The organism is Streptomyces sp. CNZ287, assembly GCF_007827615.1.
The window spans coordinates 56,373-70,402 of the sequence record NZ_VISV01000001.1 but is presented as its reverse complement, the minus strand read 5'-3'; the positions used below and the strand labels follow the sequence as shown (position 1 = coordinate 70,402).

Genomic DNA, 14,030 nt, shown 5'->3' with positions numbered 1-14,030 from the left:
CCGCCTTGCGCGTGGCGAAGTGGCGTCATCGGCCCCGGGCGAGCCGCGCGGCAGGCGGATCCGCGCAGACGAGATGGGCCCCGCGCAGCGCGCGGGGCCCTTCTGCGCGGTGGTACGGAACCGGGGCCGCCGGGCCCGTACCACCGCGGGACTCAGAGGTCGAAGACCTCGGCCATCAACTGGGCGTGCTCCGCCTGGTGGCGCTTGGCCGAGCCGACCGCGGGGGACGACGACGACGGGCGCGAGACCCGGCGCAGCCGGTCGGCGTTCGGCACCGGCCCGGAGCCGATGATCAGGTCCAGGTGGTCGACCAGGTTGAGCGCGATGAACGGCCACGCGCCCTGGTTGGCCGGCTCCTCCTGGGCCCAGACGAACGTCGAAGCGCCGCTGTAGCGCGCCAGCTCCGCCTGGATCTCCGTGCCGGGCAGCGGGTACAGCCGCTCCAGCCGGACGATCGCGGTGTCCTGCGCGCCGCGCTTCTGCCGCTCGGCGTCGAGGTCGTAGTAGACCTTGCCGGAGCAGAAGACGACCTTGCGGACCGCCGCCGGCTCGACCGAGTCGTCGCCGATGACCGGCCGGAAGCCGCCGGAGGTGAACTCGTCCGTCCGCGACGCCGCCGCCTTCATCCGCAGCATGGACTTCGGGGTGAAGACCACCAGCGGCTTGTGGTGCGGGTTGTGGACCTGCCAGCGCAGCAGGTGGAAGTAGCTTGAGGGCAGGGTGGGCATCGCGACGGTCATGTTGTTCTGCGCGGAGAGCTGCAGGAACCGCTCGATACGGGCCGAGGAGTGGTCCGGGCCCTGGCCCTCGTAGCCGTGCGGCAGCAGCAGCACGACGCCGGAGGACTGGCCCCACTTCTGCTCGGCGGAGGAGATGAACTCGTCGACGACGGTCTGCGCGCCGTTGACGAAGTCGCCGAACTGGGCCTCCCAGAGCACCAGGGAGTCCGGGCGGGCCAGCGAGTAGCCGTACTCGAAGCCCATCGCCGCGTACTCGCTGAGCAGCGAGTCGTAGACGTTGTAGCGGGCCTGGTCGGGGGCGAGGTAGTTGAGCGGGGTGTAGTCCTCGCCGGTCTTCTGGTCGACGAGCACCGCGTGCCGCTGGCCGAACGTGCCGCGGCGGGAGTCCTGGCCGGCGAGCCGGACCGGGGTGCCCTCCATCAGCAGCGAGCCGAACGCCAGCGTCTCGCCCATGCCCCAGTCGATCGTGTTGTCCTCGACCATCGCCACCCGGCGCTGCAACTGCGGCAGCAGCCGCGGGTGCACCGACACCTGGTCGGGGAGGCTGACCTGGGAGTCGGCGATCCGCTTGACGACCTCCTCGGAGACGGCCGTCTCCACGGCGACCGGGAAGCCGGGCAGCGCGTGCGGCGGCACCTCGGCCGGCGCGGGCGTCTCGGTGGCGTCCCGTACCTCGGTGAAGACCTTCTCCAACTGGCCCTGGAAGTCCTGCAGCGCCTGCTCGGCCTCTTCCATGGTGATGTCGCCGCGGCCGATGAGCGACTCGGTGTAGAGCTTGCGCACCGAGCGCTTCTTGTCGATCAGCTCGACCATCTGCGGGTTGGTGAACTGCGGGTTGTCGCCCTCGTTGTGCCCGCGGCGGCGGTAGCAGATGAGGTCGATGACCACGTCCTTGTTGAACGCCTGGCGGTACTCGAAGGCCAGCCGCGCGACGCGCACGACGGCCTCGGGGTCGTCGCCGTTGACGTGGAAGATCGGCGCCTCGATCATGCGGGCCACGTCCGTGGCGTACATCGAGGAACGCGCGGACTCCGGCGGGGCGGTGAAGCCGACCTGGTTGTTGATGACGACGTGCACCGTGCCGCCGCAGCGGTAGCCGCGCAACTGCGACATGTTGAGCGTCTCGGCCACCACGCCCTGGCCGGCGAACGCGGCGTCGCCGTGGAGCGCCAGCGGCAGCACGGTGAAGTCGGTGCCGCCCTTGCCGATGATGTCCTGCTTGGCGCGGACCACGCCCTCCAGGACCGGGTCGACGGCCTCCAGGTGGGACGGGTTGGCGGTGAGCGAGACCTTGATCTGCTCGCCGTCCAGGCCGGTGAACGTGCCCTCCGTGCCCAGGTGGTACTTCACGTCGCCGGAGCCGTGCATCGACTTCGGGTCGAGGTTGCCCTCGAACTCGCGGAAGATCTGCGCGTACGACTTGCCGACGATGTTCGCCAGCACGTTGAGCCGGCCGCGGTGCGCCATGCCGATGACGACCTCGTCGAGGCGGGACTCGGCGGCGGCGTCGATGACCGCGTCCAGCAGCGGGATGACGGACTCGCCGCCCTCCAGCGAGAAGCGCTTCTGGCCGACGTACTTCGTCTGCAGGAACGTCTCGAACGCCTCCGCGGCGTTCAGCCGGCGCAGGATGCGCAGTTGCTCCTCGCGCTCCGGGGTGTCATGCGGGCGCTCCACGCGCTCCTGGATCCACTTGCGCTCCTTCGGATCCTGGATGTGCATGTACTCGATGCCGGTGGTGCGGCAGTACGAGTCCCGCAGTACGCCGAGGATGTCGCGCAGCTTCATCATCGACTTGCCGGCGAAGCCGCCGACGGCGAACTCCCGCTCCAGGTCCCAGAGCGTCAGGCCGTGCTCGGTGACGTCGAGGTCGGGGTGCTTGCGCTGCTTGTACTCCAGCGGGTCGGTGTCGGCCATGACGTGGCCGCGGACCCGGTAGGAGTGGATCAGGTCGAAGACCCGGGCGGCCTTGGTGACGTCGTCGTCGTGGCTGGCGTCGATGTCGCGGAGCCAGCGCACCGGCTCGTACGGGATGCGCAGGGACTTGAAGACCTCGTCGTAGAAGTCGTTCTCGCCCAGCAGCAACTGGTGCATGATCCGCAGGAACTCGCCGGAGGCGGCGCCCTGGATGACGCGGTGGTCGTACGTCGAGGTGAGCGTCATGACCTTGGAGACGCCCAGCTTGTTCAGCGTGTCCTGGGAGGTGCCCTGGAACTCGGCGGGGTAGTCCATCGCGCCGACGCCGAGGATCATGGACTGGCCGGGCATCAGCCGGGGCACGGAGTGCACGGTGCCGATGCCGCCGGGGTTGGTGAGCGAGCACGTCACCCCGGTGAAGTCGTCCATGGTGAGCTTGTTGGACCGGGCGCGGCGGACGATGTCCTCGTACGCCTGCCAGAACTCGAAGAAGTTGAGCGTCTCGGCCTTCCTGATGGCCGCGACGACGAGCTGGCGGTCGCCGTTGGGCTTCACCAGGTCGATGGCCAGGCCGAGGTTGACGTGCTCGGGCTTGACCAGGGTGGGCTTGCCGTCCTTCTCCGCGAAGGAGTGGTTCATCGACGGCATCAGCTTCATCGCCTGGACCATCGCGTACCCGATGAGGTGCGTGAAGGAGACCTTCCCGCCGCGGGCGCGCTTCAGGTGGTTGTTGATGACGATGCGGTTGTCGAAGAGGAGCTTCACCGGGACCGCGCGGACCGAGGTGGCCGTCGGCAGCTCCAGGGAGGCGTTCATGTTCTTGGCGACGGCGGCGGCGGGGCCCCGGAGGGTGACCAGCTCGGGGCCCTCGGGTGCGGCGGCGGGCGCCGGGGTGGCGGGCTTCGCCGGCTTGGCCGCGGGCTCGGCGGGCGCGGCGGCCGCGGGCCTGGCCGGCGGCCGGGCCACGGGCCGGCCGTCGACGGCCGGCGGCGCGGCGGGCGCGGGGGCCTGCTGCGGCGGCGCGGCGGGGGCCTGGGCCGGAGCCGCTTGGGCCGCGGGGGCCGCCTGGGCGGGGGCCGGGGGTGCGGCGGGCGGGGGCTGCGCCGTCTGCGTCGCCGCCCCCTGGTTCCCGCCGGCGGTGCCCGGCTTGTAGTCGGCGAAGAAGTCCCACCAGGCCCGGTCCACCGAGTTGGGGTCCTGGAGGTACTGCTGGTAGATCTCGTCGACGAGCCACTCGTTGGGACCGAAGGCGGCAGCAGGGTCCCGGCCCTGGCTGGGCTCTTCGGTACGGACGCTCGACGAGCTGCTCTTAGGGGACTGTGACGACACGGCGGCAACCGCCCTCTTCCGCTTCACAAGGTGATGGACAGCGGAAAACAAGGCTACGCCCCTGGAGCAGGAACGTGCAGGCCGCACCCGCCGGAGGTCGCGTAAGTCACAATGCGAACGTGGTTTGGACCCCGGAATTGGCGGGAAATACTGAGAGTTTGCCTGCGTGCGGCATGGGAGCATCGAGGTGCTGGCGCCGCGTCCCGTCCTCGTACCGGGCCGTTCACCGGCTGCTCGGCCGCCGTTGCGGATCCGTTACCGCGCCCGGCCAAGGTCAAGTGTAGGTCAAGTGCCGAACGAGCGTTAACCCGGAAGAGTGAGCTTGATCCGGCAGCCACGGGGTGATTCGGCCACCCCGATCCGGCCGCCGTGCAGATCCACCGCCCAGCGCGCGATGGCCAGCCCCAGCCCCGTGCCGCCGCCGTCCGCCCCGTGGCCGCCGAGCACCCCGTTCTCCCGGCCGCGGTTGAAGCGCTCGAAGACCCGGTGCCGCTCGGCCGCGGGGATGCCCGGGCCCTCGTCGAGCACCTCCACCTCCAGCGCGTCCGGCTGCGCGCCGGCACGGGCGCGCACGGTGACCCGGCCGCCGGGCGGGCTGTGCTTCACGGCGTTGTCGATCAGATTCGCCATCACCTGGTGCAGCCGCTCCGGGTCGGCCCGTACGGACAGCTCCGGCGGCGAGACGTCCAGGTGCAGCCGGACGTCGCCCCGCCCGCGGGGGCCGGGGACGTCGCCGTCCCCCTCCGGCGCGCCCGCCGTGCCGTGCGCGCCGGTGCCGAAGTGCGCCTCCTTCAGCACGCCCGCGAGATACGGCTCCACCGCGAACCGCCGCAGCCGCAGCGGCACCACCCCGCTGTCGATCCGCGACAGGTCCAGCAACTGCTCCACCAGCCGGCCCAGCCGCTCCGTCTGGCGCAGCGCGGTGCGCATCGTGTCCGGATCGGCCTCGGAGACGCCGTCGACCACGTTCTCCAGCACCGCGCGCAGCGCGGCGATCGGGGTGCGCAGCTCGTGCGAGACGTTGGCGACCAGCTCCTTGCGGTGCCGGTCGACGGACTGCAGGTCGGCCGCCATCCGGTTGAACGTCTGCGCCAGCTCGCCGAACTCGTCCCGGCGGCGGGTCGCCAGCCGGGCGGTGTAGTCGCCGTGCGCCATGGCCCGGGTGACCGCGGTCATCTGCACCAGCGGCGACGTCAGCCGCTGCCCCACGAACTGCGTGATCAGCAGCGAGGCGATGAGCGAGAAGACCGTGATGAGCCGGACCTCGGTGGAGGAGCGGATCGCCACCCACACCAGCCCGGTGGCGATCACCACCGAGCCGATGACCAGCGCGCCCAGCGCCGCGTTCACCGACCGCACCGGGTCCAGCGGGCGCAGCGCGTCCCACACCCGGCCCCAGAAGCCCGGCTCCCCGCCGCCGTCCGGCACCGTCATGTGACGGGGGTCTCCAGCGCGTACCCCACGCCGTGCACCGTACGGATCCGCTCCGCGCCTATCTTGCGGCGCAGCGCCTTGATGTGGCTGTCGACCGTCCGCGTCCCCGACGCGTCCTCCCACTCCCAGACCTCCACGAGGAGCTGCTCGCGGGAGAGCACCGCCCGCGGCTGGTTGGCCAGGCACGCCAGCAGCTCGAACTCCGTCGGTGTCAGATGCACGTCGTCCCCGCCGACCCGCACCCGCCGCTCGGTGTGGTCGATCTCCAGCTCGCCCAGGCGCAGCGTGTCGTCCCGTGCCGCGCCCGCCGCCAGCGTGGCCCGCTCCACGCGGCGCAGCAGCACGTGCACCCGCGCGGCCAGCTCACGCATGGAGAAGGGCTTGGTCATGTAGTCGTCGGCGCCGACGCCGAGGCCGACGAGCATGTCCGTCTCGTCGTCCCGCGCGGTCAGCATCAGCACCGGCACGAGCCGCTGGGCCTGCACCCGGCGGCACACCTCCAGCCCGTCGAAGCCGGGCAGCATCACGTCGAGTACGAGCAGGTCGGGCGCCCACTCCGCGGCGGTCGCCACCGCGGCCGGGCCGTCCCCTGCCGTACGCACCTGGAAGCCCTCGGCGCGCAGCCGCGCCGATATCGCCTGCCCGATGGTCGGGTCGTCCTCCACGACCAGCACCCTGCGCTGGGCACCGGGCGTCACTGCGGCCGCGTGGTCGGCGCGGCCGTTCAGGCCCTGTCTGTCTGCCATGTGTTCGTGGCCCTCGCCGTCTCTTCCCCGTAGGCCCTCCGGTTCAGCTAGCAGCGTATGGGGAGGCGACACGCCTCGGCTACGGAACGGAGAGCCCCCGCCCGGGGTTCCCTACGCGCCGCCCGCCTCGCCGTCCACCTCGTCGTCCGGCGGGCGGACGGCGAGGTGGACGGCGTCGGGGGCGCCGCGGCGTACCGGGATCTCCTCGGTGCGTACGGCCGTGAAGCCGGCGGAGCGGAGTGCGGCCTCGAAGGCGGGGGAGGGCCGGGCCGACCAGACGGCGAGGACGCCGCCGGGGGTGAGGCGGTCCCGGCAGGCGGCGAGGCCGGCGGGCGCGTACAGGCCGGAGTTGCCCTCGGTGACGGTCCAGTCGGGTCCGTTGTCGATGTCCAGGCAGACCGCGTCGTAGCGGTACGGGGCGGTGGCGAGGTGGTCGAGGAGGTCGGCCTCGACGAGTGAGACGCGGGGGTCGGCGAGGGCCGCGCCGCTGAGGTGCGCGAGGGGCGGGGCCCCGGACTCCGGGCCGGCCGCGGGTACCTGGCCTGCCGCGGGTCCGGTGTGCCACTCGATGACCGCCGGCTCGCGCTCGACCACCGTGATCCGCCCCCAGCGCGGGTCCGCCGCCGCCTCGGCGAGCGAGAAGCCCACGCCGAGACCGCCGATCAGCACCGCGGGCGCCGTCGCCGCCGGGTCCAGCGCCCCGGACGCGGCCCGGATCAGCAGCCGCTCGGAGCGGCCGTCGGAGGTGTCCATGAGGAAGACGCCGTTCGCGATGATCTCGTGGTGCGGACCGTGCCGGCGCAGCACGACCTCCCCGTACGGGCCGGACCTGCGGTCGACCGTCACCGCGCCGGCCGCGTCGTTCTCGCTGCTCATGGCCCCCATCCTGCCCGATCGCTGACAGCGAACAGACCGCCGGGAACATCCCGGCGCCCCTCCGGGTTGAGCGCATGTAACTCAACTTGCATGCCGAAGGGGAGATCAATGGCTACTGAGTCCGGTTCCAGCACGCCGCTGGCCCTGCCCGTCCTGCCGCTCGATGACGAGGTCGTGCTCCCCGGCATGGTCGTGCCGCTCGACCTCTCCGACGGCGAGGTGCGGGCCGCGGTCGAGGCCGCCCAGGCCGCGGCGCGCGGCAGCGGACGCAAACCCCGGGTCCTGCTCGTCCCGCGGGTCGACGGCACCTACGTGGGCACCGGCGTCCTCGGCCGCGTCGAGCAGGTCGGCCGGCTGGCCGACGGCGACCCCGGTGCGCTGATCCGCGGCGTCGCCCGGATCCGTATCGGCGCCGGCACCACCGGCCCCGGGGCCGCGCTGTGGGTGGAGGGCACCGAGATCGAGGAATCCGTCCCCGACCCCGTCCCCGGCGCCGTCACCGAGCTGACGAAGGAGTACAAGGCGGTCGCGACCGACTGGCTGCGCAAGCGCGGCGCCTGGCAGGTCGTCGACCGCGTGCAGCAGATCGACGACGTCGGCCAGCTCGCCGACAACTCCGGATACTCGCCGTTCCTCACCATCGAGCAGCGCGTGGAGCTGCTGGAGACCGCCGACCCGGTGGCCCGCCTCAAGCTCGCCACCCAGTGGCTGAAGGAGCACCTGGCGGAGCAGGACGTCGCCGAATCCATCGCCAAGGACGTCCAGGAGGGCGTCGACAAACAGCAGCGCGAGTTCCTGCTGCGGCGCCAGCTCGAGGCCGTGCGCAAGGAACTGCGCGAGCTGAACGGCGAGCCCGAGGGCGAGGAGTCCGACGACTACCGCGCCCGCGTCGAGGCCGCCGACCTGCCCGGGAAGGTCCGCGAAGCGGCCCTGAAGGAAGTCGGCAAGCTGGAGCGCAGCTCCGACGCCTCGCCCGAGGGCGGCTGGATCAGGACGTGGCTCGACACCGTCCTGGAGATGCCGTGGAGCGAGCGTACCCAGGACGCGTACGACATCACCGGCGCCAAGGAGATCCTGGACGCCGACCACGCGGGCCTGGAGGACGTCAAGGAACGCATCACCGAGTACCTGGCGGTGCGCAAGCGCCGCGCGGACCGGGGCCTGGGCCTCGTCGGCGGCCGCCGCGGCGGCGCCGTGCTCGCACTCGTCGGCCCGCCCGGCGTCGGCAAGACGTCCCTGGGCGAGTCCGTGGCGCGGGCCATGGGCCGCAAGTTCGTCCGGGTCGCGCTCGGCGGCGTCCGCGACGAGGCGGAGATCCGCGGCCACCGGCGCACGTACGTCGGCGCGCTGCCCGGCCGCGTCGTCCGCGCCATCAAGGAGGCCGGCTCGATGAACCCGGTCGTCCTCCTGGACGAGATCGACAAGGTCGGCTCCGACTTCCGCGGCGACCCGGCCGCGGCCCTGCTCGAAGTCCTGGACCCGGCGCAGAACCACACGTTCCGCGACCACTACCTGGAAGTCGAGCTGGACCTGTCCGACGTCGTCTTCCTGGCCACCGCGAACGTCCTCGAAGCCATCCCCGAGGCGCTGCTGGACCGGATGGAACTGGTCCGCCTCGACGGCTACACCGAGGACGAGAAGGTCACCATCGCCCGCGACCACCTGCTGCCCCGGCAACTGGAGCGCGCGGGCCTGGAAGCCGGCGAGGTCGCCGTCGACGACGACGCCCTGCGGAAGCTGGCAGGCGAGTACACCCGCGAGGCGGGCGTACGGAACCTGGAGCGCGCCCTCGCCCGGCTGCTCCGCAAGATCGCGGCGCAGCACGAACTGGGCGACGCGAAGCTGCCGTACACGGTCGGCGTCGACGCACTCCGCCCGCTGATCGGCCGGCCGCACCACACCCCGGAGTCCGCCACCGACCCCGCGGAGCGCCGCACGGCGGTCCCGGGCGTGGCGACGGGCCTGGCGGTGACGGGCGCGGGCGGCGACGTCCTCTACATCGAGGCGTCGCTGGCCGACCCCGAGTCGGGCGCGTCGGGCCTGACCCTGACGGGACAGCTCGGCGACGTGATGAAGGAGTCGGCGCACATCGCGCTCTCCTTCCTGCGCTCGCGCGGCGCGGAGCTGGAACTGCCGGTGGCCGACCTGAAGGACCGGGGCATCCACCTGCACGTGCCGGCGGGCGCGGTCCCGAAGGACGGCCCGAGCGCGGGCATCACGATGACGACGGCGCTGGCGTCGCTGCTGAGCGGCCGGCAGGTGCGCACGGACGTGGCGATGACCGGTGAGGTGTCGCTGACGGGCCGGGTGCTGCCGATCGGCGGCGTGAAGCAGAAGCTGCTGGCGGCGCACCGGGCGGGGGTCACCACGGTGATCATCCCGAAGCGGAACGAGCCCGACCTGGACGACGTCCCGGCGGAGGTGCTGGAGAAGCTGGAGGTCCACCCGGTCTCCGACGTCCGCCACGTCCTGGACCTGGCCCTGACCCCGGCCGCCGCCACGGCCCAGCCGGGGGTCCCGGTGGCGGCCTGACGACCGGAGGGCCTGACGGCTTCACCGCCGGACCACCTGTCCCTGCCCCCTGCCCCCGGACACGGCCCCTCCCGACCACCCACCCGGGAGGGGCCGTTCGGCGTGCTGCGGCAAGGCCCGCGGGGCAGCCTGACGGAACCGTCCGCCCCTTGGTAGCGTCCTGTCACTCGAAGCGCCCTCACCGCTACTGGAGTCGACGTGGTCCGCCAATTCCGCTCAGCCACCCTCGCGGCGGTCGCCGCCGCGGCCCTGCTGGTCTCCGCCTGCGGCGGCGACGACTCCGGGTCGTCGGACGACAAGATCGAGGGTGCGGAGAAGAGCAGCCCGGCGGCGTCGCCGTCCGCGCCGGGAGGGGACGCGGACGCACCGGAGATCAAGCTGCCGCAGAGTGTGGAACTGGTCTTCGAGGACTGGGAGTCGGAGGACCCGGAGGAGCAGGCGGTACTGGACTCCGGTGCCCAGCGCCAGCGGGCTACGTACGAGGCGATTACCCAGGACCCGCCCAACCCGAACTCCGAGTACATCCCGCTCTACAACATGAAGGGCACCGGCGCGTGGACGTCGCTGCAGGACTGGATCGGCGAGTTCAAGGACGCCAACGCCACCGTGGAGGGCACCTTCCGCTTCTTCGACCCGGAGGTGAAAGTCGCCGGCAACGGCTTCACCGCCACTCTCCGCTTCTGCTCCGACGAGCGCGACGTGGACCAGAAGAACCGTGAAACCGGCAAGGTCCTGACCCAGTCGGACCCGTACGAGTACGTCGAGTACCGCACGACGCTGCAGAAGAACGACGAGGGCGCGTGGCAGACAGCCGACGTCACCAATCACCGGGACGAGTGCAACGCGAGCGGACTGTCCTGATGAGGACCGTGAGGCTGGCGATCCTAGGGCTGGCCACCGCCTCACAGCTCCTGTTCTGCATGCAGAGCGCGTACGCCCAGAACGGCATCGGCCTGGAAGGCGACTCGAACCCGGACGACGGCACCATCGGTGCCACCGCCACCCAGGTCGTCGTCCGTCAGACCGGGGGCGGCGGGCAGGGTGGGCAGCCCATCAGCGCCGTGGACACGAACTGGACGCCGCCCGCCTGCTGGCACGAGCCCGTCGCCTCTCCGCGGGAGCTGGAGCAGGCGGTGAACGCCATCGAGAACGGCAACCTCGTCCCCGTCAACAGCCGCCTCCAGTGGGGCGTCGACCTCATGCACGAGTACTACCGCGACGGCGGCGACGGAAACCCCGAGAACTACAACCTCGACAAGCAGGGCAAGGGCATGTGGTGGCGCGCCGTGCGCAACCCCAACCGGGAGGACGAACTCGAAGCCGGCGACTGCGACCAGCAACTGATGTTCTGGGCCGACGACGGCGCCGAACCCGACGTGCCCACGGCCATCACCCCCGAGATGCTCGCCGAGTACGCCTACGACTCCGTGAAGGTGCCCGACACCGAGATCGAGATGCAGCCCGCGGACGACCGGCTGAAGGTCAACCTGCCCACCTGGATCTGGCAGGAGCCCGCCGCCTTCGACGAGGTCCGGGTGCGGGCGGAGCTCCCCGGCACCGGGCTGTGGGCCGAGACCACCGCCACGCCCACGAGCCTGCGGCTCGATCCGGGGACGGAGGACGCCGAGGTCCACCCCGAGGGCGGGGAGTGCGCGATCGACGACGACGGGAGCGTCGGCGAACGCTACCGGCGGGGCGAGCCCGACGCGGTGCCGGCGTGCGGGATCACCTACCGGCGATCCAGCGAGGCGGCGGGCGGGTCGTACGGGCTGAAGGCGTCGATCACGTGGGAGGTCGACTGGACCGGCACGGGCGGTACCGGTGGCGACCTGCCCGACGGCGTCTTCGAGACCACGTACGACGTGACCGTGGAGGAGATCCAGACCGTGGTGCGCTGACCGGAACGCACTTTCCGGCCGCGGTCACTCCCCGAAGACGAAGGCGCGGCCCAGCGCCTGGTCCGTGATGCAGGTCCGCATCTCGCTCCTCGTCAGCCTGTCCGCGAGTTCCGTGACGGCCAGCTCCCTGCCCTCCACGAGGGTCGCCCCCAGCGTCATCAGCCGCCCCAGCAGGTCGGACGCCTCCTCGCCGCCGACCGCGCCCGACTCCGGCTCGGGCGGCCGCGAGGCGTCGCGCGGCAGGGTACGGCGCAGCGCGATGCGCACCTCCGCCAACTCCTCCGAGCTGATCGTCACTTGCCGGCCACGGCGGCTCCTTGCCCTGATGACGACCCGTCCGGTACTCGTTCGGCCGCGGCGCCTCCCCCTGGTCTTCGGTCGCGGACGGGCTTGCGGCAACACGGCGGGGGAGCGGAGGACACGCGTGGGAGACAGGCCGACCGGCTGGTCCGTGGTGGGCCTGCCCGGAGACCCGGTACCGGGTCTCCGGGCACCCTGCGGAAGTTCAGGACGTTCTGCACCCAGCGCGAAGACGACGCCTGGCGCGCCTCGAACCGCACCTACAGCCTGATCGTGCGGGTGCCCGGACGTCACCCCCGGCATGGTGGCCGACCTGCGGGAGGCTCTCGTGGCCGCCGGGTGTCTGCCCGCCGGGAACGGGTGACCGCCGGTCTCTCCGGAGGAGCAGCTCCGGAGGGACCGGCGGGGGTTGAGGGGCGGGTCAGCCGTTGGCCAGGGCCTGGAGGCGGTCGTAGGCGCCGTTGAACTTGTTGTGGTCGCCCACCGTCGGGCCCGTCGAGGTGTACTGCCAGAAGGTGTAGAAGCCCCAGCCCGCCGGCAGCGTCCCCGGCGAGGAGGCGTAACGGGCGATCCACAGCGGGTGGTTGCCCGCGTAGCCGCTGTAGTTGCCGGTGCACTGGGTCCACCAGTTGGTGTTCGTGTAGATCACCGCGTACCGGCCCGTGCGCTCGCGGTAGCGCGTCAGGAAGGAGCTGATCCAGCTCCGCATCGACGCCTGGCTGAGGCCGTAGCACGTGGCGCCGTAGGGGTTGTACTCGATGTCCAGCACACCCGGAAGCGTCTTGCCGTCGCGGGACCAGCCGCCGCCGTTGCTCGCGAAGTAGTCGGCCTGGGCGGCGCCGCTCGCGCCGTTCGGGAGGGCGAAGTGGTACGCGCCGCGGATCATCCCGACGTTGTACGAGCCGTTGTACTGCTGGGTGAAGTACGGGTTCTTGTAGCTCGTGCCCTCGGTGGCCTTGACGTACGCGAAGCGGTTGCCGGCGTTCCAGAGCGTGGACCAGTTGACGTTGCCCTGGTGGCTGGAGACGTCGACGCCCTCGACGGTCGCCAGCGGGCCCGCCTCCTGGCCGGCCGCCCCGGCCGACCCCGCGGGGGCGCCGGTGCCTTCGTGGAGGCGGATGCCGGCGCCCATGTACGCCTCGCCGCGCTCCAGGTCGCGGGGGTTGGGGTTGAGCCGGTCGCCGGCCGCGGCGGCGGGGCTCGTCAGGCCGGCGACGAGGGAGAGCGAGGTGGCCGCGACGGCGGTGGCGGCGGCGAGGGAGCGGCGCCCGATGCGCCGGCGGGTGCGGACTGCGGATGACATGCGTTCCTCCGGGTGTGGGGGTTCCTCGGTGGTGCCGGTTTTGCCGGTGGTACCGGTGGTGCCGTGGTTCCGGTAAGCCGTGATTCCGGTGGTGCCGGTAGGCGGAGGGGCGGAGGTGCCGGGCGTGTGGTGCGGCCGGCTCTGGGGTGTGGCGGGAGCGGCGGGGCGGCAGTGGCCCGTCCTCGTACGCCTGCGGGGCCTTGGCCCGGCCCTTGGTGTGGCCATGTCACTATGTGCTGCGCCGAAGGTAAGCGCTGGGCGCGCGGGAGCGAAAGAGGGCCCGGCAGGTGCCTTTGGTCTACGCCTGCGAAATACTGGGGGAGCTGCGGCTTCTGTCGCTTCTGAAGAAAACTTTCAGCTCGTGGAAAGCCAGAAGGGCCCCTGACGTGCACAAGGCCGAAACCCCCGGAGGCGAACAGGCGGACGAGGAAAATGGTGTGGACCACGTCTTCCTCGATCTGGAACGGGAACTCGCCGTCTTCTACCGCCGGGCCCGCGGCATCGCGGCGGACATGGCCCGCCAGGTCCACCCCGGGCTCGAACCAGGCGCCTACGCCCTGCTCGCCCAACTCGAGGGCGGCGGGCGGCGCGCCTCCGAACTCGCCGGCTACTTCAACATCGGCAAGGCGACCATCAGCCGGCAACTCCACGCCCTCGAAGAACTGGGCCTCGTCGACCGCGAACCCGACCCCGCCGACGGCCGGGCAGCGCTCGTGCGGCTCACGGTGGAGGGGCGGCGGAGGGTGCTGAGCGTACGGCGGGCGCGGCACGCCGAGTACGTCCAGCAGCTCGCCGGCTGGGACCCGGCCGAGGTCGCGGAACTCGCCCGGCTGCTGGGACGGTTCAACGAACTGCACGCGGGCGGAGGCGGCGGCGGGCGGTGGTAGGGGGCCTCTTCCCGCCTCGGCGCCGCGCCGTCCCGGGGTACAGCCTTAGGTGCGCTGTCGCGGGTCGC

The 14,030-nt window shown here is 72.0% G+C and carries 10 protein-coding genes; 4 read left to right on the top strand and 6 right to left on the bottom strand.

All coding sequences use genetic code 11. From position 1 onward, the window contains the following. Positions 1–152: 152 nt before the first annotated feature. The 4 genes from FB457_RS00285 to FB457_RS00270 form a co-directional block, all read right to left on the bottom strand. Positions 153–3,986, bottom strand: coding sequence for a multifunctional oxoglutarate decarboxylase/oxoglutarate dehydrogenase thiamine pyrophosphate-binding subunit/dihydrolipoyllysine-residue succinyltransferase subunit (locus tag FB457_RS00285; RefSeq protein WP_186461910.1), 3,834 nt, complete (start codon positions 3,984–3,986; stop codon positions 153–155). Positions 3,987–4,289: 303 nt separating this feature from the next. Then, the gene (locus tag FB457_RS00280; RefSeq protein ID WP_145780396.1) at positions 4,290–5,420 is read right to left on the bottom strand and encodes a sensor histidine kinase; all 1,131 of its coding nucleotides are present in this window, start codon (positions 5,418–5,420) and stop codon (positions 4,290–4,292) included. Continuing rightward, positions 5,417–6,166: a response regulator transcription factor gene (locus FB457_RS00275; protein ID WP_047018007.1), complete on the bottom strand. Its 750-nt coding sequence runs from the start codon at positions 6,164–6,166 to the stop codon at positions 5,417–5,419. The genes FB457_RS00280 and FB457_RS00275 overlap by 4 nt, the downstream gene beginning before the upstream one ends. A 111-nt stretch (positions 6,167–6,277) precedes the next feature. Continuing rightward, positions 6,278–7,042, bottom strand: a complete 765-nt coding sequence (locus FB457_RS00270) for a class I SAM-dependent methyltransferase (RefSeq protein WP_145780394.1) — start codon at positions 7,040–7,042, stop codon at positions 6,278–6,280. Between the two features lie 108 nt (positions 7,043–7,150). Here FB457_RS00270 and lon point away from each other — a divergent pair, with 108 nt between their 5' ends. The 3 genes from lon (at position 7,151) to FB457_RS00255 (ending at position 11,472) form a co-directional block, all read left to right on the top strand. Continuing rightward, on the top strand, positions 7,151–9,574 hold the full coding sequence (gene lon, locus FB457_RS00265; RefSeq protein WP_047018009.1) for an endopeptidase La: 2,424 nt from the start codon (positions 7,151–7,153) through the stop codon (positions 9,572–9,574). Between the two features lie 198 nt (positions 9,575–9,772). Beyond that, positions 9,773–10,435 (top strand): hypothetical protein, encoded by a 663-nt coding sequence (locus tag FB457_RS00260; RefSeq protein ID WP_047018010.1) that lies wholly within the window; start codon positions 9,773–9,775, stop codon positions 10,433–10,435. Next, positions 10,435–11,472, top strand: a complete 1,038-nt coding sequence (locus FB457_RS00255; protein WP_145780392.1) for a hypothetical protein — start codon at positions 10,435–10,437, stop codon at positions 11,470–11,472. The genes FB457_RS00260 and FB457_RS00255 overlap by 1 nt, the downstream gene beginning before the upstream one ends. Positions 11,473–11,496: 24 nt before the next feature. Here the strand turns inward: FB457_RS00255 and FB457_RS00250 are convergent, their stop codons facing one another. Then, positions 11,497–11,769 (bottom strand): hypothetical protein, encoded by a 273-nt coding sequence (locus tag FB457_RS00250; protein ID WP_047018012.1) that lies wholly within the window; start codon positions 11,767–11,769, stop codon positions 11,497–11,499. A gap of 424 nt (positions 11,770–12,193) precedes the next feature. Continuing rightward, positions 12,194–13,075, bottom strand: a complete 882-nt coding sequence (locus tag FB457_RS00245) for a lysozyme (RefSeq protein ID WP_047018013.1) — start codon at positions 13,073–13,075, stop codon at positions 12,194–12,196. Positions 13,076–13,461: 386 nt separating this feature from the next. Here FB457_RS00245 and FB457_RS00240 point away from each other — a divergent pair, with 386 nt between their 5' ends. After that, positions 13,462–13,962, top strand: a complete 501-nt coding sequence (locus tag FB457_RS00240) for a MarR family winged helix-turn-helix transcriptional regulator (RefSeq protein ID WP_253911414.1) — start codon at positions 13,462–13,464, stop codon at positions 13,960–13,962. Positions 13,963–14,030: the final 68 nt, after the last annotated feature.

Excerpts from the sequence above, each read along its gene's own strand:
- FB457_RS00245 (WP_047018013.1), bottom strand. The coding sequence starts at position 13,075 with ATGTCATCCGCAGTCCGCACCCGCCGGCGCATCGGGCGCCGCTCCCTC.
- lon (WP_047018009.1), top strand. The coding sequence starts at position 7,151 with ATGGCTACTGAGTCCGGTTCCAGCACGCCGCTGGCCCTGCCCGTCCTG.
- FB457_RS00280 (WP_145780396.1), bottom strand. The coding sequence starts at position 5,420 with ATGACGGTGCCGGACGGCGGCGGGGAGCCGGGCTTCTGGGGCCGGGTG.
- FB457_RS00270 (WP_145780394.1), bottom strand. The coding sequence starts at position 7,042 with ATGAGCAGCGAGAACGACGCGGCCGGCGCGGTGACGGTCGACCGCAGG.
- FB457_RS00255 (WP_145780392.1), top strand. The coding sequence starts at position 10,435 with ATGAGGACCGTGAGGCTGGCGATCCTAGGGCTGGCCACCGCCTCACAG.
- FB457_RS00275 (WP_047018007.1), bottom strand. The coding sequence starts at position 6,166 with ATGGCAGACAGACAGGGCCTGAACGGCCGCGCCGACCACGCGGCCGCA.